23 protein-coding genes are annotated in these 23,388 nt (G+C 74.1%); 22 read left to right on the top strand and 1 reads right to left on the bottom strand.

Annotated elements, in window-relative coordinates:
* Positions 1 to 74: 74 nt before the first annotated feature.
* From fliG to BMW62_RS10070, 22 genes are all read left to right on the top strand, one after another.
* A complete protein-coding gene (gene fliG, locus BMW62_RS09965; RefSeq protein WP_091930711.1) occupies positions 75 to 1,124 on the top strand; it encodes a flagellar motor switch protein FliG in 1,050 nt (349 codons plus the stop codon).
* Positions 1,108 to 1,971, top strand: a complete 864-nt coding sequence (locus tag BMW62_RS09970; protein ID WP_244523943.1) for a FliH/SctL family protein — start codon at positions 1,108 to 1,110, stop codon at positions 1,969 to 1,971. The genes fliG and BMW62_RS09970 overlap by 17 nt, the downstream gene beginning before the upstream one ends.
* Positions 1,968 to 3,278 carry a FliI/YscN family ATPase gene (locus BMW62_RS09975; protein WP_091930712.1) on the top strand — a complete coding sequence of 437 codons (1,311 nt, stop codon included), beginning with the start codon at positions 1,968 to 1,970 and terminating at the stop codon, positions 3,276 to 3,278. The genes BMW62_RS09970 and BMW62_RS09975 overlap by 4 nt, the downstream gene beginning before the upstream one ends.
* On the top strand, positions 3,275 to 3,739 hold the full coding sequence (locus BMW62_RS09980) for a flagellar FliJ family protein (RefSeq protein ID WP_091930713.1): 465 nt from the start codon (positions 3,275 to 3,277) through the stop codon (positions 3,737 to 3,739). Before BMW62_RS09975 ends, BMW62_RS09980 begins: the two co-directional genes overlap by 4 nt.
* Positions 3,727 to 4,680 carry a transglycosylase SLT domain-containing protein gene (locus BMW62_RS09985; protein ID WP_091930714.1) on the top strand — a complete coding sequence of 318 codons (954 nt, stop codon included), beginning with the start codon at positions 3,727 to 3,729 and terminating at the stop codon, positions 4,678 to 4,680. The genes BMW62_RS09980 and BMW62_RS09985 overlap by 13 nt, the downstream gene beginning before the upstream one ends.
* 73 nt (positions 4,681 to 4,753) lie before the next feature.
* The gene (locus BMW62_RS23455; RefSeq protein ID WP_091930715.1) at positions 4,754 to 6,175 is read left to right on the top strand and encodes a flagellar hook-length control protein FliK; all 1,422 of its coding nucleotides are present in this window, start codon (positions 4,754 to 4,756) and stop codon (positions 6,173 to 6,175) included.
* A 15-nt stretch (positions 6,176 to 6,190) separates the two neighbouring features.
* Positions 6,191 to 6,613: a flagellar hook assembly protein FlgD gene (locus BMW62_RS09995; protein ID WP_091930716.1), complete on the top strand. Its 423-nt coding sequence runs from the start codon at positions 6,191 to 6,193 to the stop codon at positions 6,611 to 6,613.
* Positions 6,614 to 6,673: 60 nt separating this feature from the next.
* Positions 6,674 to 7,915 carry a flagellar hook protein FlgE gene (locus tag BMW62_RS10000; protein ID WP_091930717.1) on the top strand — a complete coding sequence of 414 codons (1,242 nt, stop codon included), beginning with the start codon at positions 6,674 to 6,676 and terminating at the stop codon, positions 7,913 to 7,915.
* 358 nt (positions 7,916 to 8,273) lie between these two features.
* A complete protein-coding gene (locus tag BMW62_RS10005) occupies positions 8,274 to 8,555 on the top strand; it encodes a flagellar FlbD family protein (RefSeq protein ID WP_091930718.1) in 282 nt (93 codons plus the stop codon).
* Positions 8,556 to 8,558: 3 nt separating this feature from the next.
* Positions 8,559 to 9,329, top strand: coding sequence for a motility protein A (locus BMW62_RS10010; protein WP_091930719.1), 771 nt, complete (start codon positions 8,559 to 8,561; stop codon positions 9,327 to 9,329).
* Positions 9,326 to 10,231: a flagellar motor protein MotB gene (locus BMW62_RS10015; RefSeq protein ID WP_091930720.1), complete on the top strand. Its 906-nt coding sequence runs from the start codon at positions 9,326 to 9,328 to the stop codon at positions 10,229 to 10,231. Before BMW62_RS10010 ends, BMW62_RS10015 begins: the two co-directional genes overlap by 4 nt.
* On the top strand, positions 10,228 to 10,701 hold the full coding sequence (locus tag BMW62_RS10020; RefSeq protein WP_091930721.1) for a flagellar basal body-associated FliL family protein: 474 nt from the start codon (positions 10,228 to 10,230) through the stop codon (positions 10,699 to 10,701). The genes BMW62_RS10015 and BMW62_RS10020 overlap by 4 nt, the downstream gene beginning before the upstream one ends.
* Positions 10,702 to 10,870: 169 nt before the next feature.
* Positions 10,871 to 11,893 (top strand): flagellar motor switch protein FliM, encoded by a 1,023-nt coding sequence (locus tag BMW62_RS10025; protein ID WP_091930722.1) that lies wholly within the window; start codon positions 10,871 to 10,873, stop codon positions 11,891 to 11,893.
* A complete protein-coding gene (fliN, locus tag BMW62_RS10030) occupies positions 11,890 to 12,630 on the top strand; it encodes a flagellar motor switch protein FliN (RefSeq protein WP_091930723.1) in 741 nt (246 codons plus the stop codon). Before BMW62_RS10025 ends, fliN begins: the two co-directional genes overlap by 4 nt.
* A complete protein-coding gene (locus tag BMW62_RS10035; protein ID WP_170852314.1) occupies positions 12,627 to 13,067 on the top strand; it encodes a FliO/MopB family protein in 441 nt (146 codons plus the stop codon). The genes fliN and BMW62_RS10035 overlap by 4 nt, the downstream gene beginning before the upstream one ends.
* On the top strand, positions 13,064 to 13,897 hold the full coding sequence (fliP, locus tag BMW62_RS10040; RefSeq protein ID WP_091930724.1) for a flagellar type III secretion system pore protein FliP: 834 nt from the start codon (positions 13,064 to 13,066) through the stop codon (positions 13,895 to 13,897). The genes BMW62_RS10035 and fliP overlap by 4 nt, the downstream gene beginning before the upstream one ends.
* A gap of 82 nt (positions 13,898 to 13,979) precedes the next feature.
* Positions 13,980 to 14,255 carry a flagellar biosynthesis protein FliQ gene (fliQ, locus tag BMW62_RS10045; protein WP_091930725.1) on the top strand — a complete coding sequence of 92 codons (276 nt, stop codon included), beginning with the start codon at positions 13,980 to 13,982 and terminating at the stop codon, positions 14,253 to 14,255.
* Between the two features lie 5 nt (positions 14,256 to 14,260).
* Entirely contained in the window at positions 14,261 to 15,025 is a 765-nt protein-coding gene (fliR, locus tag BMW62_RS10050; RefSeq protein WP_091930726.1) for a flagellar biosynthetic protein FliR, read from the top strand.
* An 11-nt stretch (positions 15,026 to 15,036) separates the two neighbouring features.
* Positions 15,037 to 16,185, top strand: coding sequence for an EscU/YscU/HrcU family type III secretion system export apparatus switch protein (locus tag BMW62_RS10055; protein ID WP_091930727.1), 1,149 nt, complete (start codon positions 15,037 to 15,039; stop codon positions 16,183 to 16,185).
* A gap of 176 nt (positions 16,186 to 16,361) precedes the next feature.
* On the top strand, positions 16,362 to 18,407 hold the full coding sequence (gene flhA / locus BMW62_RS10060) for a flagellar biosynthesis protein FlhA (RefSeq protein WP_091930728.1): 2,046 nt from the start codon (positions 16,362 to 16,364) through the stop codon (positions 18,405 to 18,407).
* The gene (locus BMW62_RS10065; RefSeq protein WP_091930729.1) at positions 18,388 to 21,624 is read left to right on the top strand and encodes a hypothetical protein; all 3,237 of its coding nucleotides are present in this window, start codon (positions 18,388 to 18,390) and stop codon (positions 21,622 to 21,624) included. The genes flhA and BMW62_RS10065 overlap by 20 nt, the downstream gene beginning before the upstream one ends.
* Positions 21,621 to 21,866 (top strand): hypothetical protein, encoded by a 246-nt coding sequence (locus tag BMW62_RS10070; RefSeq protein WP_091930730.1) that lies wholly within the window; start codon positions 21,621 to 21,623, stop codon positions 21,864 to 21,866. Before BMW62_RS10065 ends, BMW62_RS10070 begins: the two co-directional genes overlap by 4 nt.
* 86 nt (positions 21,867 to 21,952) lie before the next feature.
* On the opposite strand, the gene BMW62_RS10075 is transcribed toward BMW62_RS10070, so the two are convergent.
* Positions 21,953 to 23,248 carry a PhoH family protein gene (locus tag BMW62_RS10075; protein ID WP_091930731.1) on the bottom strand — a complete coding sequence of 432 codons (1,296 nt, stop codon included), beginning with the start codon at positions 23,246 to 23,248 and terminating at the stop codon, positions 21,953 to 21,955.
* Between the last annotated feature and the right edge of the window lie 140 nt (positions 23,249 to 23,388).

The raw sequence follows: 23,388 nt of genomic DNA on the forward strand, positions 1-23,388 counted from the left end.
AGCAGAGCACCCGTCGGCATGCGGGCACCGAGCTGGGGGCACCTTCCGCTTGCGGGGGACAGCGAGGTGGACGCATGACGCTCGCCAGCATCCAGCCGGGCACAGTCGCCGCACCCCCGCGTCCGCAGATGCCCGGCCTGCGCAAGGCCGCCGTCTTCCTGGCCCAGATGAGCAAGGAGGAGGCCGGCGTGCTCCTGGCCCAGTTGCGGCCCCGCGAGGTCGAGGCGCTCACCCGGGAGCTGATGAAGCTCGGCTCGGTGGAGCTCCAGGACGTCGACGGCGTCATGAACGAGTTCCACGGCCTCATGACCGCCCAGCAGTTCGTGGGCCGCGGCGGTGTGGAGTTCGCCCGCGAGATCCTCGCCGCGGGGTTGGGTGAGGACAAGGCGGAGAACATCCTGTCCCGGCTCAACGTCGTCTACACCGAGGTGCCGTTCGCCTCGCTGCGCAACGCCGACGTCCGGCAGCTGGTCACCTTCCTCAAGGACGAGCACGCGCAGATCATCGCCCTGGTGCTGGCCCACCTCACGGCCGCGCAGTCGGCCGAGGTGCTCTCCGGGTTCGCGCCCGAGCAGCAGGCCGAGGTCGCCCACCGCATCGCCACGATGGACCGCACCTCGCCGGAGATGGTGCGGCTGGTCGAGGAGGAGCTGGGCCGCCGGATGGGCTCGATCCTGGCGCACCAGGACATGACCACCGTCGGCGGCGTGGAGACCCTCGTCGAGATCATCAACCGCTCCCCGCGGCCGACCGAGCGCTCGATCCTCGAGTGGCTGGACAACACCGATCCGGAGCTGGCCGACCAGGTCCGCTCGCAGATGTTCGTCTTCGAAGACATCGTCACCATCGACGACCGCTCCCTGCAGCTCGTGCTGCGCGAGGTGGAGGCCAACGACCTGGCCACCGCGCTCAAGGGCGTGCGGCCCGACGTGCAGGACAAGATCAAGCGGAACCTCTCCGAGCGCGCGGCCGAGAACCTCAGCGAGGAGATCGAGCTGCTCGGCCCGGTGCGCACTCGCACGGTCGAGGAGGCCCAGGCCAAGGTCGTCGCGGTCATCCGCACCCTCGAGGAGCAGGGTGTGCTGACCATCAACCGCGGTGGGGACGATGACTTCGTCGCGTGACGACGGCCACCGGCCGCCGCGGGAGGGCGCGGTCCTGCGCGGCGGCTCCGCCGCGCTGGCCCGCCCCTACCGGGAGGTCATGGCCGAGCACGGTGCCGGCGTCGCCACCCTCCCGGCCGCGCGGACCGGCGGGGTCCGGCTCCCCGCCGCACCGGCCACGGCGGCGGTCGCCCCCTCCCCCGCCGTGCCCGTCCAGCCCTCGCCGGTCGAGCGGCGGACGACCGTGCGCCGGGCCGAGGACCAGCCGGTCGCCGGGAGCAAGCCGTCCTTCCGCCTCGGCGACGTCTACGCCGAGGAGCTCGCCCGGCTGCGGGCCCAGGCGCGCACCGAGGGCTTCGCCGCCGGTCACGCCGAGGGCCTGCTGGCCGCGGAGTCGGTGGTCGCCGAGGCCGAGCGCGAGGCCCAGGAGCGCCTGGCGGAGGTGCAGGCCCGCTGGGAACGCCGGCTGGTCTCCGCGACCGCCGCCCTCGGCGCCGCCGTCCGGCAGCTGGAGGAGAGCGCCCGCCCGGTCGCCGACGACATCCGCGACTCGATCGTCGGCACCGCGCTGACCCTCGTCGAAGACCTCCTCGGCCGCGAGCTCGCCCTGGCCACCGACCCGGTCATGGACGCCGTGCGCCGGGCGCTCACCTTCTGCCCCGCCGACGCCCCCGCCGTCGTGCGGCTGCACCCCGACGACCTCGCCGAGGTGCCCGAGGAGGCGCTCGCCGACCTGCCCGACAGCGTGCGCGTGGTCGGCGACCCGTCGGTGGAGCGGGCCGGCGCCGTCGCCGAGTCCGGCCCCCGGCGGATCGACGCGCAGCTCGGCACGGCGCTGCAGCGCGTGCAGGCGGTGCTGGGGGCATGACCGTCCCGCCGACCGTCCTCGCGCGCGCCCGCGCCGCCGCCCGCCCGCAGGTGACCGGCGTCGTCACCGGCGCCATGGGGCTGACGCTCAGCGTCGACGGCGTGACGGCGGCCGTGGGCGACCTGGTCGAGGTCGACCCCACCGGCCGTCCGCTGCTCGCCGAGGTGGTCGCGGTCGGCCGCGACCGGCTCACCTGCATGCCGCTGGGCGGCCTGTCCGGCGTGCACGCCGGCGCCCCCGTACGGGCCACCGGCCGGCCGCTGCAGGTGCCGGTCGGCGAGGCGCTGCTCGGCCGCGTCCTCGACGGCCTCGGCCGCCCGGTCGACGGCGGCCCGGCGCTCGACGGCCGCGTGTCGTGGGTCGACCTGGCGACGACGACGCCGCACGCCCTCTCCCGCGCCCGCGTCGCCGAGCCGCTCACCTTCGGCGTCCGCGCGCTGGACACCCTCGTCCCCTGCGGCAAGGGCCAGCGCCTGGGCATCTTCGCCGGCTCCGGCGTCGGCAAGTCCAGCCTGCTGGCCCAGATCACCCGCGGCACCGACGCCGACGTCCGCGTCATCGGCCTGATCGGCGAGCGCGGCCGCGAGGTGCGCGAGTTCATCGAGGAGAACCTCGGCCCCGAGGGCCTGGCCCGCACGGTCGTCGTGGTCGCCACCTCCGACGAGCCGCCGCTCGTCCGCCTGAAGGCCGCCTTCGTCGCCACCCGCATCGCGGAGGCCTTCCGCGACGAGGGCCGCGACGTCCTGCTGCTGATGGACTCGATCACCCGCACCGCCATGGCGCAGCGCGAGGTCGGCCTCTCCGCGGGCGAACCGCCGGCCACCCGCGGCTACCCGCCGAGCGTCTTCGCGATGATGCCGCAACTGCTCGAGAAGGCCGGCACCGGCGCCGTCGGCTCGATCACCGGCCTCTACACGGTGCTCGTCGAGGGCGACGACCACAACGAGCCGATCGCCGACACCGCCCGCTCGATCCTCGACGGGCATGTCGTGCTCACTCGCAAGCTGGCCACCACCGGGCACTTCCCCGCCATCGACGTGCTGGAGTCGATCTCCCGCGTCGCCGGCGCGGTGGTCCCCCCGGCGCAGATGGCCGACGCGCGCGAGGTCCGCCGGCTCATGGGCGCGCTCCGCGACGTCCGGGAGCTGATCGAGATCGGCGCCTACCAGGCCGGCAGCGACCCGCTGGTGGACCGCGCCCGTCAGCTGGCGCCGCAGATCGACGCGTTCCTGCAGCAGCCGCTCGGTGAGTCGACGTCGGCCCCCGAGGCGTGGGCCTGGCTGCAGCGCATCGTGAGGGCTGCGTGAAGCGCGCCGCCTTCCGGCTGCAGCCGGTCCTGGAGCTGCGCCGGAGCGAGGAACGGGCCGCCGCGGCCGCGGCCGCGGTCGCCGCGAACGCCGCCGGTGAGGCCGCCCGGCGGGCCACCGAGCAGGAGGCGGCGCTGGCCGGCGCGGTGCTCCCGCCGTCGCTGCCGGCCGGCTCCTTCGTGGCGGCCATGGTGCTGCTCCGGACGGCGGCCACCGACGCCGCCGACGCCCGCGCGCTGGCCACGGCGCAGGCCGAGCAGGCCGAGGCCGTGCGCGCGGAGTGGACCGCCGCCGCGCGCCGGACCAAGGGCCTCGAACGGCTGGCCGAGCGGCACCGGCTGGCCCAGCAGCACGCCGCCGACGCCGCCGAGGAGCGGGCCACCGACGACCTGGTCACCGGCCGCGCCTCCCGCGGCAGGGGCACCGACGACACGGGGACGGGGACGGCATGGACGGGCTGAGCGCGGTGCAGTCCCGGATCGCCGAGATCCAGGCCCGGTTCCAGCCGTCCGTCGCGACGGCCTCGTCCTCCTCGGCGTGGGCCGCCGCCGCCGGTGCCGCCGGGCTCACCGGCGGCTCCGCGGTCGGCACCGTGGCCACCGGGGCCGCCACCGCGTCCGAGGGCGCGGTGGTGACCGAGGCGCAGAAGTACCTCGGTGTCCCCTACCTGTGGGGCGGCACCGACCCCCGCAAGGGCCTGGACTGCTCCGGCTTCACCAAGCTCGTGTTCGGCAACCTGGGCATCGAGCTGCCGCGCACGTCGTCCCGGCAGGCGACCGCCGGCAAGGCGGTGCCCTCGCTCGCCTCCGCGCGCCCCGGCGACCTGGTCTTCTTCGACAACTCCTCGTCCCGCGCGGGCATCGACCACGTCGGCATCTACCTCGGCAACGGCCAGATGGTCGCCGCGCCGCAGGCCGGCGAGACGGTGAAGGTCCAGTCGGTCGGCAACCCGACGGTGATCCGCCGGGTGCTGCCCGAGGCCGCCGTCCCCGCTGCCGCCCCGGCGGCCGCGGGGACGCTGGCCGGGGTGCCGTACGCGGACCTGTTCCAGCGCGCGGCCGGCCGGCACGGCGTCGACGCCTCCCTGCTGGCCGCGGTCGCCCAGCAGGAGTCCGGCTTCGACACCGCGGCCGTCTCCCCGGCGGGCGCCCAGGGCCTCATGCAGTTCATGCCGGCGACGGCGAAGGGGCTCGGCGTCGACGCGTTCGACCCGTCCTCGGCGGTCGACGGCGCGGCCCGCTACCTCGGCTCCCTGACCCGGCAGTTCGGCTCGACCGAGCTGGCGCTGGCGGCCTACAACGCCGGGCCCGGGACGGTGAGCCGCTACGGCGGCATCCCGCCCTACCCGGAGACCCAGAACTACGTCCGGTCCGTGATGAGCAAGGCGGAGGCCTACAGATGACCGAGCTCGCGAGGTCGGCGGGAGACACAGCCCCGTCGGTGACGGGACCGGCGCGCGCCGGCGAGGAGGCATCGTGACCGCTCCCGTGACCACCGCCGTCCCGGCCGCCCGTGCCGCGTCCGCCGCCCCTGCCGCGGGCGCGTCCGGCGAGAGCGCGGCTCCCTTCGCCTCGGCCCTGGACGGCGCGCTGAGCGGCGGGGTGCGCGACGCCGGCGGCCGGCAGACCTCCGGCGAGGCCCCGGGCGAGGAGACCGCCGCTCCCGAGGAGCCGGTCGCCGCACCGGCCGTGGACACCACCGCGGCGGGCGTGGCCGCCACCCTGTGGGCACTGCTGCGTGGTGGCGCCGCCGCGCAGCCGGCCGGCGACGCGGCCGGCTCGACCGCCCCCGCGGTCGCCGTGGGCCCCGCGGGCACCGCGTCCGCCACCGTCCCGAGGACGGCCGTGGCCGCCGCCGCGCAGGCCCTGACGGTGCCCGGCACCCCGGCCGCCGGCGCCGCACCCGTGGCCGGCGCCGCTCCCGTGGCCGGCGCCGTCGTCCCGGTCGTGGGGGGTGCACCGGTGCCCGGTACCCCGGCCACCGGCCGGCCCGGCCCCGACCTGCCGGCCACCGCGTCGGCCCGGGCCGTGGAGGCCACCGCCGTCGTCGGCGACGGCGCGGGGCGCGGGCGGGCCGCCGAGCACGCCGGGGCACCGGGGCTCGCCGTCGTCGCCGGCACTCCCGCGGCGTTGCGACCGGCCGGGGAGCGCCCGACCCAGGCGCCGTCCGCCGGCGCTGCCGCCACCGCGACCACCACGGCCGTCACCCCCGGGCTGCCGGGCGCCGGAGCCCCCGCACCGGCGGCCGGGCAGCAACCCGGTGCGGGTGACCCCGGCGCCGGAGGCGAGCCGACCTCCGCCGTGGTCCCCACCCCGGCCGCGGATGCCGAGGGCCTCCCCACGGTTCCCGGAGCCACCGCCCCCGCACCCGTCGCGGCCGCCGCCCCCGCACCCGTCGCGGCCGCCGCACCGGTGACCGCCCCCGCCACCGGCGACGGCGCGGCGCTGCCGGTCTCCGGCCAGGTCTTCCGCCAGGTGGCCGCCCTCAATGGCGCCGGCGACGGCGCGCACACCATGACGCTCGTCCTCACGCCCGAGAACCTCGGCCCGGTGCAGGTGCAGGTCACCGTCGGCGAGGGCGTCCTGGACCTGACGCTGCGCGGTGCGCACGAACTCGGCCGCGCCGCCCTGCTGGACGCCCTCCCCGAGCTGCGCCGCGACCTGGAGGCCGCCGGCCTCAGCCCGTCGCGGGTCGAGGTGGACGCGGATGCAGGTGGCTCCTGGCTGTCCCGGCACGCCGCCGAGCAGCAGGCCCAGCAGGACACCGGGAACCGCGGCGGGTCGCAGGACCCGGCCGGCGAGTGGTCACGACCGGGTGGTCGCCCTGCCGATAGCGGAGAGGGGCGCACTGCCCCCCGGAATCGATCCACGTCGTCCGGCGTGGACGTGCGCGTCTGAGAGCGAGGAGCCCACATGCCGGACGCAGTGAGCGGTGCCACCGGTACGACCGCGACGTACTCCGCGACGAGCTCCGTCGACCGCGGCGACCAGATGGGGAAGGACACCTTCCTCAAGCTGCTGGTCGCCCAGATGAAGTACCAGGACCCCGGCAACCCGGCCGACACCAACCAGCTGATGGCGCAGACCGCCACCTTCAGCCAGGTCGAGAAGCTCGAGGAGATCGCCAAGCAGAACGCCTCGATGCTGGCCCTGCAGCGCTCGAGCAGTGCGGGGGCGATGGTCGGCCAGACCGTCATCTACACCGATCCGACCGGCGCCTCGAAGACCGGCGTCGTCACCTCGGTCCGCCTGGGCACCGACAAGGTCGAGGCCGTGGCGACGGTCGGCGGCGTCGAGGTGCCGCTCGGCCGCATCACCGACGTCGGCACCCGCTGACCGACGCCCGCCCTCATCCACCCGCGCCCCACCCCGAGCTCCCACCCGGAGGAGACCCCGATGCTCCGCTCCATGTTCTCCGCCATCTCCGGTCTGCGTGCCCACCAGACCAAGATGGACGTCACCGGCAACAACATCGCGAACGTCAACACCGTCGGCTTCAAGAGCAGCTCCACCGTCTTCCAGGACACGCTCTCGCAGATCGTGCGGGCCGGCGGAGCGCCCGCCGAGGACCGCGGTGGCACGAATCCCGCCCAGATCGGTCTCGGTGTGAAGCTGGCGGCCATCACCACGAACTGGACGAACGGTGCGACGCAGTCCACCGGGCGCTCGACGGACTTCATGATCGAAGGTGACGGCTTCTTCGTCACCCGCGGCGCCGGTGGTGAGCAGCTGTTCACCCGGGCGGGCTCGTTCGACTTCGACGCCAGTGGCCGGCTGGTCACGCCCGACGGCAGCATCCTGCAGGGCTGGGTGGCGGACGCCGACGGCACCATCAACCCCAACGGCCCGATCCAGGACCTCTCCGTGCCCTACGGCCAGATCGTGAACCCGTCGGCCACGACGTCGGGGTCGCTCGAGGGCAACCTGAACGCAGCCGCGCCGGTCGGCGCGTTCGTGCAGACCCCCACCAAGATGTTCGACGCCCAGGGCGTCGAGCAGCGGGTCACCTACACCTTCACCAAGACCGCCGCCAACACCTGGAGCCTGACCGTCCAGAACAACGGCGGTGCGGCCCTCGCGCTGACCAACGCCGACGGGACCGCGTTCGACGGCACCGTCAGCTTCAACACTGCCGGCAACATGACCGCCCCGGCCGCCGGCATCGCCTTCGACCCCGCCGCCGCCGGCTGGCCCGGCCCGGTGGCCATCGAGCTCGGGACGATCAGCCAGTTCGCGGGCTCCAGCGAGGTGACCGCCCCAGAGCAGGACGGCTACGCGCTCGGCTCGCTGCAGTCATTTCAGCTCTCGAACGACGGCACGATCATGGGCGTCTACTCCAACGGGCTGCGGCAGCCGTTGGGCCAGCTCGCGATGGCCGCCTTCAACAACCCCAGCGGGCTCGAGAAGGCCGGCAATTCCTCGTTCCGCGTGGGCGACAACTCCGGCGTCGCGATGATCGGCACCGCCGGCGCGGGCGGTCGGGGCGTGCTGTCCTCCGGTGCGCTGGAGATGTCCAACGTCGACCTCTCCGAGGAGTTCACCAGCCTGATCGTCGCCCAGCGCGGCTTCCAGGCCAACAGCCGGGTGATCACGGCATCCGACGAGATCCTCCAGGACCTGGTGAACCTCAAGCGCTGATGAGTAGTGCGGCGTGGGGGACTCCCGGGGCGTGGCATCCCCTCGTCATGCGGCCTCCTGACACCCGGGTCGAGCCGGGCCGGTGAGGGTCGAGCCGCGCTCGCACGCGGCGCCACCCTCCCTGGCCCGGCCGGACATGTCGGTGCGAGCTCCGCGCAGGGCACTGCAGAGGGACCGATCCAGCACGTCACCGGCGACGGCCCGGTCACCCCGAGGGGTGACCGGGCCGTCCGTCACACGTCCCCCGCCAGCACCTTCGGCTCAAGGAGACCCCGTCCGGGGCCGATGACAGAACTGCCGTGCCCGCCCGGACCGTGTTCACGCCCCACCGACCCCCACCGAGCAAGAGGACCGCCCCGTGATCCGAGTGACGCGCCTGAACGGCGACGAGTTCGCGCTCAACCCCGACCTGATCGAGAAGGTCGAGGGCCACCCCGACACGGTCGCCTTCCTGGTGGACGGCACGAAGTACGTGGTACGCGAGAGCGTGGCCGAGGTGCTGCAGGAGATCCGCGAGTACCGCGCCGGGATCCTCGCCCTCTCCTACGAGATGGACCGGGGCGCCTACCGCCCGCACGTCCCTGAGCAGCAGGTCGGCGACTCGTCGGTCGTGCCCTTCCCGACCCGAGAGGAACGCTGACCCGTGGATCCGGCCACCCTCATCGGGTTCGTCATCTCGATGGCCGCCCTCCTGATCTTCATGATCATGGAGGGCGCCGACCCGGCGTCCCTGATCTTCATCCCGGCGATCATCCTGGTCATCGTCGCCACCTTCGGCGCGGCGATGTCCGGCCAGACGATGGACGACCTCAAGAAGATGCCGGCCTGGTTCAAGATGGCCGTGATGCCGGCCAAGGTGCCGCCGCCGACCCAGCAGATCCAGACGCTGGTCAGCCTCGCCGAGAAAGCCCGCAAGGAGGGCCTGCTCGCCTTGGAGGCGCAGGTCAAGGCGATCGAGGACCCGTTCCTCAAGCGCGGCCTGCAGATGGGCATCGACGGCACCGACCCCGAGGAGCTCCGCGCCGTCCTCGAGAGCGAGATCTCGGCGAAGAAGGCCGAGGACAAGACCGCCGCCAAGTTCATGACGACGATGGGCGGCTACGCGCCGACCATCGGCATCGTCGGCTGCATCGTCGGCCTGATGAACGTGATGGGGAATCTCAGCAACCCCGAGGCCCTGGGACCGATGATAGCCGCGGCCTTCGTCGCCACCCTGTGGGGCGTCATGGCCGCGAACTTCTGGTTCCTCCCCATGGGCGCGAAGATCATGCGGGTCAGCGAGCTGCAGGCCGCGCAGATGGAGCTGCTGGTCGAGGGCATCGCCGAGATCCAGGCCGGCACCAGCCCGCGGGCGGTCCGGCTGAAGCTCAACTCGCTGATCCCGCCCAGTGAGGTCGCCAAGGAGGCCGCGTGAGCGCCTCCGGCCACGGCGGCCGCCGCCGGGCCAAGAAGCACGAGGAGGAGGAGCACGAGAACCACGAGCGGTGGCTGGTGTCCTACGCGGACATGATGACGCTGCTCCTGGTCCTGTTCGTGGTGCTCTACGCGATGAGCCAGGTCGACCAGGCCAAGTTCGCCGCGCTGGCCAAGGGCCTCTCCCAGACCCTCGGCACGCCGATCAACGTGCAGCCGGCCTCCACGCCGGAGAGTTCGGTCCTCGACGGTCTCCCGGGCGCGGTGGACATCGCCTCGGCGATCCCCTCGGACCCGACCGTCCAGCAGGCCGAGGTCGACAAGGCGGCCGCGCAGGCCGCGGCCGACCGGGCCGAGCGCCTCGCCGCCGAGGCGAAGGCCGCCTACGACGAGCTGGCCGCCGCCCGCGACGCGATCGAGGCGGCGCTGGCCGCCGCCGGGTACGCCGGTGCGGCCCGGTACGAGATCGACGAGCGGGGCCTGGTGGTGCACATCGTGGCCGACCAGGTGCTCTTCGACGCCGAGCAGGCCGTCCTCCGGCCGGAGGGGCGGGCGATCCTCAGCGCGATCGCCCCCACCCTCGGCCGGCTGCCCAACCAGCTCGGGGTCGAGGGGCACGCCAACCACCTCCCCGTCACCGTCGGCGGCCCGTGGCCGTCGAACTGGGAGCTCTCGGCCACCCGCGCGACCACGGTCGTCCGGTACCTGGCCGCGGAGGGTGTCCCGCAGCCGCGGCTGTCGGCCACCGGCTACTCGTCGACCCGGCCGCTGGTGCCCGAGTCCGATCCCACCGCCCTCACCGTCAACCGACGGGTCGACGTCGTCGTCCTGTCCACCGCGTCGGCGGAGGCCAACGCCTTCCTGCCCGGCCTCGACGCCGCCCACCGAGGAGTGACCGAATGAGCAAGAAGGACAAGAACGCCCCCGCCGACGGCGACGAGACCGAGGGCAAGAGCGGGAAGAAGAAGCTCCTCCTGATGCTGGCCGTCGTGCTGCTCGCCGGGGCCGGCGCCGCCTACTTCTTCCTCTTCGCCGGAACGGGGGAAGCGGAGGCTGCGGCGCCCGAGCACGGCGGCTACACCGCGCTGGAGCCCATCGCGGTGAACCTCGCCGGTGGCGGCTACCTGAAGATCGGCATCACCCTGGAGTACACGGTCGAGGCGTCCGGCGGTGGCCACGGCGGTGGCGGCGTCGACGGCGCCAAGGCCTACGACGCGATCATCTCCACGTTCTCGCAGGCGAACCCGGCCGACGTGACCAACGCCCGGGACGCGCTGAAGGAGTCCCTGGAGCAGAAGATCATCGAGGCCTACACCGACCACGACATCCCGATGGTCATGGGCATCTACTACACGGAGTACGTGACCCAGTAGCGGCGCACGAGTCAGGCCAGACGCTCCGACCACGCGGGGGTGCCCTCCGATCACGGAGGGCACCCCCGCTGTGCTCCACCCGTACCACCAGTCACACGCCCCCCGGCCGGCACGGGGGGCCCCCGCCGCCCGGTCAGGGTGCTCCCGGTCCCCGCCGATGAGGGGTTGCGTGACCACCCCCGAGACCGGACCGGCCCCGGCCGCCGCGCCGGCCCCGGCTCCGGCCCCCGCCGCCACGGCCCCCGCCGCCCCGGCGCCCGCCGCCACGGCCACGAGCAGCCGCAGCCGCCGCGGGGCGCCGCGCACCTACGACTTCCGCCGGCCGACGAAGCTCTCCCGCGAGCACGTGCGGGTCATGCAGATCGCCCAGGAGGGCTTCGCCCGGCAGGCGACGACGATCCTCACGACCTTTCTCCGCGCCGGCGCCCGGCTAGAGCTCGATGGCATCGAGCAGTTCTCCTACGACGACTACGTCGGGACGCTGCCCAACCCCAGCTTCATCTCCACCTTCACCCTGGAGCCGCTGGCCGGGAAGGGGCTGCTCGCCTTTCCGCTCGACATCGCCATGGCGATGGTCGACCACATGCTCGGTGGCTCGGGTGCCGCTGCCCAGCCCAACCGGCCGATGACGGCGATGGAGACCACCATCACCAACCACCTGCTGGACCGGCTGCTCGACGAGTTCGCGGTGTCGCTGGTCTCCGTGGCCGAGATCCAGCCGGTGCTCGTCGGTCGGGAGTACAACCCCCAGCTCGCCCAGGCCGCCGCCGGCTCGGACACCGTGATGGTCGCCAGCTTCACGATGTCCGTCGGCGACCGCGAGGGCGAGGCCACGGTCGTGCTGCCGTTCTCCTCGTTCGCGCAGGCCCTGAACAACGCCGCCTCCCCGCAGCTCTCGGAGTCCGCGCTGCGCAAGCGCCAGCGCGCCCGCGAGGCGCTGATCGACCGGCTGAACCTGGTGCCGGTGGACGTGAGCGTCCGGTTCGCCCCGCTCACCGTCTCCTCCTCCGACCTGCTCTCCCTCGCCGTCGACGACGTGCTGCTGCTCCGCCACCCACGGGACAGCCCGCTGGAGGTCACGACCAACGACGTGACGTTCGCCTACGCGATCGCCAGCAACCACCGGCGCCGACTGGCCGCCTCGATCGTCCCCACCCCGCACGCCCCGCACGCCGCGAAGGACTCCGCATGACCGCGCCCCGCACCGACTCGCAGGACTCCCAGACCGTCACGGCGGTCGTCGCCGCGGCCGCCCGAGCGGCCGCCGCCCTGGTCCCCTCGACCTCGGCGCTGAGCGCCGGCGCGCCGGTCAGCGACCCGGACACCGTCCCCCTGCCCCCGGCGGCCGCGCTCGCGGTCACCGCCGGGCTGTCCGGCGAGGTGTCCGGCGACGTCGTGCTGATCGTCTCCGGCGACGTCGTCGACGCGCTGCAGAACTCCCCCGTCGGGCAGATGGACGTCTCCGCCGCGCTGCGGCCGGCGCTGGAGGCGGCCGCGGCCGCGCTCGGCCGGGTGCGGGTCGCCTCCGAGCGCACCGAGGAGCCGGTCGCCGCCCTCGACGGGCTGCGCGACAAGGGGATGTTCGTCGCCGTCCCGCTCATGGGCGACGGCGAGCACCAGGCCACGCTCGCGCTGCAGGTGACCCTGCCGGCGGCTCGCGAGCAGCGGGGCAGCCTCGAGCTCCTGCGGCACGTGGCCATGGAGGTCACCGTCGAGATCGGGCGCACCCGCATGACGGTGCAGGAGCTGCTGTCGCTGCACCCGGGCGAGGTCGTCGAGCTCGACCGCGCCGCCAGCGCCCCCGCCGACCTGCTGGTCAACGGCACGCTCATCGCCCGCGGCGAGGTCGTCGTCGTCGACGAGGACTTCGGCCTGCGGATCAGCGAGATCGTCACCGACGCCGCCGAGCTGGGAGCCGCGGCCTCATGACGTGGATGATCATCCGGCTCTTCCTGTCCCTCGCCCTCATCGGCGGCGTGCTGTGGTTCGCCGCCCGGCTGGCGAAGAAGAAGGGCCTGGGTCAGGGCAACGGCCTCATCCAGGTCGTCGCCCGCCAGCGCCTGGGCCGCACCAGCACGGTCAACGTCGTCCGCATCGCCGACGTCGTCCTGGTCATCGGCTCCACCGAGGAGCAGGTCACCCTGCTCGCGGAGGTCGACGGCGAGGCGGTCGACGCCGCGCTCGCCGAGCGCGGCGCCCCCGCCCGGCTGCGACCCGCCGGTGTGCCGGCCGACGACGCCCCCGCGGCGGCGGTGCCGGCCGCCCGGCCCGCGTCCGACGGCGTGCTCGCCGGCTCGGTCCTGGACCGGAACGGCTGGGGCACGCTGGTCGACGAGCTCCGCGAGCGCACGGTCCGCCGGTCATGACCGCCGCAGTGCGCCCGCTCGCCCACCGGACGCGGGGCCGCGCACTCGTCGTCCTGCTGGCGCTGCTGGTCGCCGCCGTGGCGGCGGTCGTCCTCGCCGGCCCGGCCACGGCCGCCCCGACAGCCCCCACCGCACCGACGGCTCCCACGGCCCCCGAGGTCGGCGGGGCCGTGGACATCTCCATCGGGAACGGCTCCCCCAGCAGCTCGATCACGCTGATCCTCGCGATCACGGTGCTCTCGGTCGCGCCGTCGGTGCTCCTGCTGGCCACCTCGTTCACCAAGATCATCGTGGTGCTCGGCCTGACCCGGAACGCGCTCGGAATGGCGACGTCGCCGCCGAACCAGGTGCTCACCGGGATCGCCCTGTTCCTCACGCTCTTCGTGATGGGGCCCGTCTTCTCCGACATCAACGAGCTCGCCGTCCAGCCCTACATGGACGGCGCGATGAGCGTCTCGCAGGCCTACGACGCCGGCGTGGTGCCGCTGCGCGAGTTCCTCCTCGCCAACACCCGCGAGGACGAGCTGAAGCTGATGGTGGGCCTCTCCGGCGAGGAGGCTCCCGCCGACGCCGCCTCGGTGAGCATGACGACGCTGATCCCGGCGTTCGTCCTGTCGGAGCTGAAGAGCGCGTTCATCATCGGGATGGTCATCTTCATCCCATTCCTCGTGCTGGACATGCTCGTCAGCGCGGCGCTCATGTCGCTCGGCATGATGATGGTCCCGCCGACCATCGTGTCGCTGCCCTTCAAGCTGCTGCTCTTCGTCGTCGTCGATGGCTGGGCGCTGATCACCACCGCGCTGGTGGGTTCCTACGGGGGGGCGGGGTAGCGATGAGCGACGCGAAGACGACGCCCGAGCGAGCATCGCAGCGAGGAACGAGCGAGGAGCGGAACGAGGACGGAGTCGAGCCATGAGCGACGCCGACGTCACCGAGATCGCCGCGCAGACCATGCTGGTCGCCGCGAAGGTCGCCGCTCCCATCCTGCTGACCGCGCTGCTGGTCGGCTTCCTGATCTCGCTGTTCCAGGCGGCCACCCAGATCCAGGAGCCGACGCTCTCCTTCGTCCCGAAGATGATCGCCGTCTCCATCGCCCTGCTGGTGACCGGGAACTGGGTGCTCTCCGAACTGGTCAGCTTCACCCACACCCTCTTCGACCAGCTGCCGGCACTGCTCGACCGGACGTAGCCGGCATGGACCTCTCGGTCCCGGCGGTCACGCTCGCGGCCCTGCTCCTCGGCACGGCGCGGGCCGCCGGCTTCGTCCTGCTCGCCCCGCCGTTCAACTCGCGGGTGATCCCCGCCCCGGTGAAGGGCGCGCTCGCCCTGGCCCTCGCGGTGCTGCTGTCCACCCAGATCGCGCCCACCCTGCCCGAGCCGACGGCGGGCTTCCTGCTGGTCACCGCCGTCACCGAGGTCGTCATCGGTGCGGCACTGGGCTTCGTCGTCCAGGTGCTGTTCACGGCGGTGCAGATGGCCGGGGACATCCTCGACGTCGCCGGCGGCTTCTCGCTGCAGCCGGGCTACGACCCGATGGCGATGACCCAGAACAGCTCCCTGGGCAAGCTGCACTACTTGCTGGCGACGACCCTGCTGTTCACCAGCGGCGGGCACCTGCTGATGGTGAAGGGCTTCGCGACCTCTTACGAGGGGCTGCCGGTCGGTGGCGACGTGCCCACCGACCAGATCGCGGCGGTGCTGATCACCGCCTTCTCCATGATGTTCCTGGCCGCGCTGCAGATCGCCGGGCCGATGGTGGCGGTGCTGCTGCTCGCCGACGTGGCGCTGGCCCTGCTGAGCCGGGCCGCCCCCGCGCTCAACGTCTTCTCGCTGGGCTTCCCGGTGAAGATCATGCTCACGCTGGCGATGCTGGGGCTGACCTTCCCCCTGCTGCCCTCCGCCCTCGACCAGCTGCTCGAGCACGGCGCCCGCGCCATGACCTCGCTGCGCGGCGGCTGAGGGGGTGACGCATGGCCAAGGACGGACCGGGTGGTGAGAAGACCGAGAAGCCCACTCCCCAGCGCCTCAAGAAGGCGCGCAAGGAGGGGCAGATCCCCCGGACCCAGGAGCTGGGGACCTGGCTGGGGGTGGCGGCGGCGAGCTTCCTGCTGCCGGTGCTCGCGGGCAAGGCGTTCGACGTGGTGCGGCAGCTGTTCGTGCACGTCGGGACGGTGGTCAGCAACCCCGAGGTCACCACGGTCACCGCGCTGCTCGGCACGGCGCTGATCGCTTTCCTGACGACGCTGCTGCCGACCGCGATCGCGCTCATGCTCGTCGGCGTGGCCTCGTCCGCGTCCCAGGGCGGGGTGCACGTGACGACCAAGCCGATGCAGCCCAAGCTGAAGAAGTTCAACCCGTTGCCCGGTATGAAGCGCATGTTCGGCACCCAGGGCATCTGGGAGACGTCCAAGGCGCTGATCAAGACCGCGGCGCTGGGCACGGTCGTCATCGTCACCAGCGAGCGGGCGCAGACGCTCGTGTCCGCCGCCGGCGCTCTGCCGCTCTCGGCCGTCGCGGCCATCTTCACCGACTCGGCCATCCTGATGTTCCGGGTCGTCGCGGTCACCGGTCTGGGCCTCGCCGTCGCCGACTACGTCGTCGTCCGGGCGAAGATGATGAAGCAGCTCAAGATGAGCAAGTACGAGATCCAGCAGGAGCACAAGCAGGCCGAGGGCGACCCGTACATGAAGGCGCACCGCCGCGGCGTGCAGATGGCGATGTCGCGGAACCGGATGATGGCCGAGGTGGCCGACGCCGACGTCCTGCTGGTGAACCCGACCCACGTCGCCGTCGCGCTGAAGTACGACGCCGCCAAGGGGGCGCCGCGCGTGGTGGCGAAGGGCGCCGGCGAGGTCGCGACGAAGCTGCGCCAGCGGGCCACCGAGGCGCGGGTCCCGCTGGTGCAGGACATCCCGCTCGCCCGCGCGCTGCACACCTCCTGCGAGCTCGGTCAGGAGGTGCCGCCGCAGCTGTTCACGGCGGTCGCCCGCGTGCTGGCCTTCGTCATGCACCTGGGGGCGCGGGGCGTGCGGGGCGGCTTCCACCGGCCCGGGTTCGAGGCGCCCGACGTCACGGACCTGCCCAAGGCCGGCCGGCGGCGTCCCGCCGTCGCCGCCTGAGCGCGTTGATGATCAGGTCACCTGATCGTTCCGGGTCCTGGCTCACCGTCGACCGTGAGCCAGGACCCGCCACGGTGAGCCAGGACAGGCGTTCCCGGCGCGGTACCGGGTGTCCGTCGGCCTGCCGATGAGGGAGGGGTGAGCCAGCGTCCCTCGTGCGAGCCCGGAGCGGGCGAGTGAAAGGCCTGGGCAAGGCCGCCGTCCCGATCGGCGTCGTCGCCATCGTGCTCATGCTGGTGGTGCCGCTGCCCGCCGGGATGATGGACATGCTCATCGGGCTGAACCTGGCGATCTCCCTGCTGGTGCTGCTGGTCGCGATGCAGATCAGGAAGCCGCTGGACTTCGCGGTCTTCCCCTCGCTCCTGCTCATCGCGACGCTCTTCCGCCTCGCCCTCAACGTCTCCTCGACGCGGCTGGTGCTCACCGACGGCTACGCCGGCAAGGTGATCGAGGCCTTCGGCCACATCGTCATCGGCGGCTCGCTGATCGTCGGCCTGGTCATCTTCCTGATCCTCACCATCGTGCAGTTCGTGGTGATCACCAACGGTGCCGGCCGCGTGGCCGAGGTCGGCGCCCGCTTCACCCTCGACGCCATGCCCGGCAAGCAGATGGCGATCGACGCCGACCTCAACGCCGGGCTGATCAACGAGGCGCAGGCCCGCAAGCGGCGGCACGAGGTCACCGCCGAGGCCGACTTCTACGGCTCGATGGACGGCGCCTCGAAGTTCGTGAAGGGCGACGCCATCGCCGGCATCGTCGTCACCCTGGTGAACCTCATCGGTGGCTTCGCCATCGGCATGATGCAGCGCGGGATGGCGCCGGCCGAGGCGGTGAGCACCTACTCGCTGCTCACCGTCGGCGACGGGCTCGTCTCGATGATCCCGGCGCTGCTGATGTCCACCGCGACCGGCATCATCGTGACCCGCTCGGCCACCGAGGGCGACATGGGCACCGACCTGATCGCCCAGCTCGGTCGCTTCCGCCAGCCGGTCCGCATCGCCGGCGGCGCGGCGCTGGCGCTGTGCCTCATCCCCGGCCTGCCCAAGCTGCCCTTCCTGCTCGTCGGCGTCGCCTTCCTCGTCATGGCCAGCCGGATGACGGAGCCGGAGGAGGTCGACGAGGAGGCCGAGGCCGCCGCGGCCGCCGCCGAGCTCGAACCGGCCCCCGACTCGCCCGAGGCGATCGCGGAGAAGATGCGCGTCGACCCGCTCGAGCTCGAGGTGGCGTTCGACCTGGTCGACCTGGTCGACACCGCCCGCGGCGGCGACCTGCTGGACCGGGTCAAGGCCCTGCGGCGGAAGGTCGCCATGGAGACCGGGTTGGTCATCCCGCTGGTGCGCACCCGCGACAACCTCGACCTGCCCTCCTCGCAGTACGTCATCTGGCTCAACGGCGTGCCGGTCGCCAAGGGCAGCTCACCCGCCGGCACCGTCCTGGCCATCGGCGACGCGCTCGACGGCCTGCCCGGCAAGCCCACCCGCGAGCCGGTGTTCGGGCTGGCCGCCAAGTGGGTGCCCGCGGAGCTGCAGCGGGCCGCCGAGATGGCGGGGGCCACCGTGGTCGACCGCTCGTCGGTCATCACCACGCACCTGGCCGAGGTCGTCCGGCAGAACGCCGCGGACCTGCTCGGGCGCGAGGACGTCCGCCTGCTCGTGGAGATGGTGCGCCGCTCCCACCCCGTCGTCGTCGAGGAGCTGACGCCCGCACTGCTCACGCTGGGAGAGGTGCAACGCGTGTTGCACGCGTTGCTCGCCGAGGGTGTGTCGATCCGGGACCTGGTCCGCATCTTCGAGGCACTCTCTGTGCGTGCCAAGCACTCGTCCGAACTCGACGGACTCGTCGAGGCGGCCCGGACGGCGCTGGGCTCGGCGATCAGCCAGCCCTACGTCACGCCGGACGAGCGCCTGCACGTGTTCACGCTGGAGCCGGGGTTCGAGCAGCGCCTGCTCGAGTCGGTCCGCCAGACCGAGATGGGTGCCGTCCTGGCCCTCGACGCCGGCGCCGTGGACGCTCTCGTGCACGGCTGCAGCGGCATGCTCGAGGACGCCGAGCGGCAGGGCCTGTCCCCCGTCCTCGTCTGCTCGCCTCAGGTCCGTGCGGCGCTCGCGCGGCTGATGCGCCAGATCCTGCCCCGGCTGCCGGTCATCTCCTACGCGGAGGTGTCCCGGACGGCCCAGATCGAGTCGCTGGGAGTGGTGAGCGGTGCCGTTGCGATCCGTTGAGGCCGCCTCGCGCGACGACGCGATCGCGGCCGCGCGCGAGCAGTTCGGGCCGCACGCCCGGGTCGTCGGGGTGCGCCGGGTCCGCTCGGGCGGCGTGCTGGGCTTCTTCGCCACCGAGCGCTACATCGCCGAGGTGGCGCCCGACCAGTTCGCGCGCCCCGGGGTCCCGTCGCCGTCGACCGGCCCCGCCCAGGCCACCCCCGTCGCCGCGTACGACTCCCCGCTGGCCGCGGCCGCCCCGGCGCGCGCCCGCGCGAGCGCACCCGCCCGCAACGGCGCTGCCGCCTGGGCCGCGGAGGCCGCTCGTCCGGCCCCGGCCGAACCGGCTGCCCGGCCGGCCACCCCGCGGACCGGCGCGACCGCGGCATCCTGGTCGCCCGCGCCGGTGGCGCGCCTGGCCCGGGACGACGAGCGGATCGACGAGTTGGCCGGCCTGCTGGGCGGCGGCGCCCCCACCGCGACCGGCGGCTCCCCCGCCACGGCCGCGCCCGCGCCCGGCTACGGACGGTCCTCGGCTGCCCGCGCCACGTTCCCGAAGGCGACCCGGGAGCCCACGGCCACCCCGCGCCGCCAGCCCGCCGCTGCCCCGGCCCCGCCGGCGGAGCAGCCGGACGCCGGCGCCGCACCCTCGCCCTTCACCGCGGCGCTGGCGCGCATGGTCTCCGGGGACCGTGACGTGCGCCAGGCCGTCGACCACGCGCTGGCCCAGCCGGCGGAGCCCGTGCCGGCCGCACCGGCTCGCGACCCCTTCGCGGTCGCGCCCGCGCCGGCAGCCCGGCCGTCCCTGGCCGCGGCCATCCGTTCAGCAGATCCGTCGATGCGGTCGCAGGCCGTGCAGGAGGAGACCACGGTGAGAGAACAGGCCACCGCGCCGCCCTCCACGTCCACGTCCACGACCGGCGCCGAGGAGCTGCCCAGGTGGGCGGCTGCCCCGCAGGAGCCCGCCGCCCCGGCACCGTCCGCGCGGCAGGAGGAGATCGCCGAGGCACTGCGTGACGCCCTGGCCCAGGGGCACTCCGACGAGGCGCTCGCCGGCATCCTGCGCAAGATGCTGGCCGGGGACTCACCGCGCGCGGCGCTGGCCGAGCCGGTCCTCCCTCTCGCGGTGATCGACGAGCCGGCCCTGCCCGTCCCGGTCCTGGACGAGCCGGGCCTGCCCGTCGGTGTGCTCGACGAGCCGGGCCTGCCCGTCGGTGTGCTCGACGAGCCGGGCCTGCCCGTCGGTGTGCTCGACGAGCCGGGCCTGCCCGTCGCGGTGCTCGACGAGCCGGCCCCCCGTACCGAGGTGCTGCCCGACGAGCCAGCACCCCCTGTCCCGGCGTTCGACGACGCCGCCCTGCCCGCCGCTGTGCTCGACGAGCCGGTCCGCGAGGAGGCCCGCCCGGCCGACGTGGCCGCCGACCCGAGCCTGCTCTTCGCTCCCACCGGTGCGCACGCCCCGGTGCTCGCGCCGGTACCGGTGACGCCGGAGCCGGTCGTCGAACCGGTCGTCGGCACGTCGTTCTCGCTGTTCGACGCCCCGGCCGCGCCCGCGCCGGTCCCCGCCGACCTCGGGTGGGGCGGCTCCGCCGGGGGCACCACGCTGTGGGGCGAGCCGGTGCCCGCTTTCCCGGCCGCCGACGACGCCCCCATCTGGGCCGATGTGCTGCTCGCGGCTCCGGCGCCGGTCGCCGACATCGCGGGCCCGGCCGAGGAGCTCCTGGCCGCGCCGCCGGTCGCCGACATCGCGGCCCCGGCCGAGCCCCTGGCCGCGGCACCCGCGGCGGACGAGCCCGTGGCGGAGGAGCCCCCGGCCGGAGCGCCCGTCGCCGAGGAGTCCGTGGTCGAGGACGCCGTGGTCGAGGACGCCGTGGCCGCGGAGACCGTCGTCCCGCAGCCGGTCGTCTTGCAGACCGCCCTCGAGCAGTCCGTGGCCGTGGAGGCCGAGGAGGCCGTGGCCGCGGAGACCGTCGCTCCGCAGCCGGTCGTCGCGGACGCCCCGATCGCGGACGCCCCGATCGCAGACGCCCCGATCGAGCAGGCCGACGTCGAGCAGGCGGACGTCGAGCAGGCGGGCGTGGAGCAGGCCGCCGTCGAGCAGACCGCCGCCGCCGACCTGGTCGAGGCCGCTCCGCTGCTGGCCCGGACCGCGAGCGACCCCGCGCCGCTCAGCATGTCGCTGGACGCCACCACCGTCATGCCGCGGATCTCCCTGCTGCCGCCGCTGTCCGGTGCGCGGGGTCGAGGGCTGCCGCCCGTGCCCCCGTCGTCGGGGCGCCCGGCGGTCCCGCCGTCGCGGTCGGCCGCCGCCGGCCCGCGTGCTGACGCCGCCCCCGAGACCCCGCAGGAGGAGAGCGCCCCGGCCGCGCCGGTCGCGCCCGTCGCCGGGCCGGTGACCCCTGCCGCCGCACCGGCGACCCGCACCCTGGCGACCGTCACGCGCCTGCCGGTGGCCCCCCTCATGGCCGGTGACGACCACCCCGACATGCCCGAGCTCGAGGACGACGCCGCCGAGCCCGCCACCGACGTCCCGTCGGCACCGCGGACCGGCGCGGCTCCCGCCACCCCGCGGGAGGTCGTCGCCCGGCTGACCGAGCTCGGTGTGCCCCGTGAGCTGCTCGGCGAGGACGTCGTCGACCGGATCGAGGCCGACGGCACCTACGCGGCGCTCACCCGGGCGCTGACCGAGCGGCTGCCCGAGGCGCCACGGCTGCCCACCGGCGCCGGCGAGGTGCTGTTCGTGGTGGGTCCGGGTGTCGAGACGCTCCGCGCCGCTCGGGCGCTGGCCGCCTCGCTGCGGCTGGACCCCGACCGCGTGCAGTGGGCGACGCGCGGCGATCTCGCCGGCCTCGCCCCCAAGGGCAGCCGGATGACCACGATCGACGCCGCCATCGACCGCCGCCAGGAGGCCGCCGACGCGGGCACGCTGACCATCGTCGCCGTCGACGCCCCGCTGCGCAGCGACGTCTACTGGATGTCGCAGATGCTGGCGATCTGGTCGCCGGTCGCGGTGTGGGCCGTCGTGGAGGCGACCCGCAAGCCCGAGGACCTCGAGCTCTGGCTCGACGGCCTCGCCCGCGTCGACGCCCTCGTCGTCCAGGACACCGACCTGAGCGCCGACCCGGCCGCGGTGCTGCAGCGGCTGACCGTGCCCGTGGCCCTCCTCGACGGCGTCCGCGCGACCCCGCACCGCTGGGCCTCGCTGCTCTGCGAGCGCCTGGACAGCCCGCAGGCATGAGCCCGTTCCGCTGGGACGTCCTCCTCGTCGGGTTCGTGCTGGCCGTGCCCGTGCTCGCGCTCGGGCTGCGCGGTGACTTCTCGACGGAGGAGATGGTGAGCCGGCTGCCGTGGTGCCTGCTCGCCGGCTGGGTCGTGGTCGCGCTGGTGCGTGCCGTCGCGGCCCCGCCGAAGCCCGCACCCAAGCGCCGGCGCCGGCCCGCGGCCCGGCCCACGCCCGCGGAGGGGCCCGAACCCGGCTGACCCGCTCCCGAGCGTCCTCCCGCTGTGCCGGCCCTGAGCGACCGGGACAGCGGGAGGAGCACCGCCGGAGCGGCGCACGGCTCAGGTCAGAGCGGCAGGTCCTCGAGCATCTCGGTGACCAGCGCGGCGATCGGCGAGCGCTCGGACCGGGTGAGCGTCACGTGCGCGAACAGCACGTGCCCCTTGAGCTTCTCGATGACCGCGGTGACGCCGTCGTGCCGGCCGACCCGCAGGTTGTCGCGCTGGGCGACGTCGTGGGTGAGCACCACGCGGGAGTTGCTGCCCAGCCGGGAGAGCACGGTGAGCAGCACGCCGCGCTCCAGCGACTGCGCCTCGTCGACGATCACGAACGAGTCGTGCAGCGAGCGCCCGCGGATGTGGGTCAGCGGGAGCACCTCGATGAGGTCGCGGGCGGCGATCTCCTCGAGCACCTCCTTGGACACCAGCGCGCCGAGGGTGTCGTAGACCGCCTGCGCCCAGGGCGACATCTTCTCGCCCTCGCTGCCCGGCAGGTACCCGAGCTCCTGCCCGCCGACGGCGTACAGCGGCCGGAAGATGACCACCTTCTTGTGCGCCCGCCGCTCCATCACCGACTCGAGCCCCGCGCACAGCGCCAGCGCCGACTTGCCGGTGCCCGCCCGCCCGCCGAGCGAGACGATGCCGATCTCCGGGTCCAGCAGCAGGTCCAGCGCGACCCGCTGCTCGGCCGAGCGCCCGTGCAGCCCGAAGGCCTCCCGGTCGCCGCGGACCAGGCGCACCGACTTGTCGGGCAGCACCCGGCCCAGTGCCGACCCGCGCGAGGACAGCAGCACCAGCCCGGTGTGGGTGGGCAGGTCGGCCGCCGCCGGCAGGAGGGCCTCGCCCGTCTCGTACAGCTCGTCGATCTCGGCGTCCTCGAGGGAGAGCTCGGTCATGCCGGTCCAGCCCGCGTCCACGGCGTCCAGCACCCGGTACTCGTCGGTCTCCAGCCCGACGGCCGCGGCCTTGACCCGCAGCGGGACGTCCTTGGTCACCAGGCAGACGTCCCGCCCCTCGGCGCGCAGGTTCAGCGCGACCACCATGATCCGGCTGTCGTTGCTGTCGTTGCGGAATCCGGCCGGCAGCACGGAGGGGTCGCTGTGGTTGAGCTCGACGTGCAGCGTGCCGCCGCCCTCCCCGACCGGGACCGGCGCGTCGAGCCGGCCGTGGGTGACCCGGAGGTCGTCGAGGATGCGCAGCGTCTGACGGGCGAACCATCCCAGCTCGGGGTGGTTCCGCTTGTCCTCCAGCTCCCCGATGACGACGAGCGGCAGCACCACGTCGGCGTCGCCGAAGCGCAGCAGCGCTCCCGGGTCGGAGAGCAGGACCGAGGTGTCGAGGACGAACGTGCGGCGAGTGTTCACGAGTCGGCTCCCGTGGGGCACCACGCTGCGGACAGCGCGCGCCCCGGCTCGAAGGTGACCGGGCCCCGGCACAGGAGCCGGGTACCGGCCCCCCTGGACGACGAGCGCTGTCGCACCAACCGGGCCTCCCGTGGACGTCG

The sequence above is a fragment of the Blastococcus sp. DSM 46786 genome, from assembly GCF_900109665.1.
Taxonomy (GTDB): domain Bacteria; phylum Actinomycetota; class Actinomycetes; order Mycobacteriales; family Geodermatophilaceae; genus Blastococcus; species Blastococcus carthaginiensis.

What these genes read in the sequence shown, in the direction of transcription:
- fliG (WP_091930711.1), top strand. Translation starts at nt 75, where the DNA reads ATGACGCTCGCCAGCATCCAGCCGGGCACAGTCGCCGCACCCCCGCGT.
- BMW62_RS09970 (WP_244523943.1), top strand. Translation starts at nt 1,108, where the DNA reads ATGACTTCGTCGCGTGACGACGGCCACCGGCCGCCGCGGGAGGGCGCG.
- BMW62_RS09975 (WP_091930712.1), top strand. Translation starts at nt 1,968, where the DNA reads ATGACCGTCCCGCCGACCGTCCTCGCGCGCGCCCGCGCCGCCGCCCGC.
- BMW62_RS09985 (WP_091930714.1), top strand. Translation starts at nt 3,727, where the DNA reads ATGGACGGGCTGAGCGCGGTGCAGTCCCGGATCGCCGAGATCCAGGCC.
- BMW62_RS09995 (WP_091930716.1), top strand. Translation starts at nt 6,191, where the DNA reads ATGCCGGACGCAGTGAGCGGTGCCACCGGTACGACCGCGACGTACTCC.
- BMW62_RS10000 (WP_091930717.1), top strand. Translation starts at nt 6,674, where the DNA reads ATGCTCCGCTCCATGTTCTCCGCCATCTCCGGTCTGCGTGCCCACCAG.
- BMW62_RS10020 (WP_091930721.1), top strand. Translation starts at nt 10,228, where the DNA reads ATGAGCAAGAAGGACAAGAACGCCCCCGCCGACGGCGACGAGACCGAG.
- fliN (WP_091930723.1), top strand. Translation starts at nt 11,890, where the DNA reads ATGACCGCGCCCCGCACCGACTCGCAGGACTCCCAGACCGTCACGGCG.
- BMW62_RS10035 (WP_170852314.1), top strand. Translation starts at nt 12,627, where the DNA reads ATGACGTGGATGATCATCCGGCTCTTCCTGTCCCTCGCCCTCATCGGC.
- fliP (WP_091930724.1), top strand. Translation starts at nt 13,064, where the DNA reads ATGACCGCCGCAGTGCGCCCGCTCGCCCACCGGACGCGGGGCCGCGCA.
- fliQ (WP_091930725.1), top strand. Translation starts at nt 13,980, where the DNA reads ATGAGCGACGCCGACGTCACCGAGATCGCCGCGCAGACCATGCTGGTC.
- fliR (WP_091930726.1), top strand. Translation starts at nt 14,261, where the DNA reads ATGGACCTCTCGGTCCCGGCGGTCACGCTCGCGGCCCTGCTCCTCGGC.
- BMW62_RS10055 (WP_091930727.1), top strand. Translation starts at nt 15,037, where the DNA reads ATGGCCAAGGACGGACCGGGTGGTGAGAAGACCGAGAAGCCCACTCCC.
- BMW62_RS10070 (WP_091930730.1), top strand. Translation starts at nt 21,621, where the DNA reads ATGAGCCCGTTCCGCTGGGACGTCCTCCTCGTCGGGTTCGTGCTGGCC.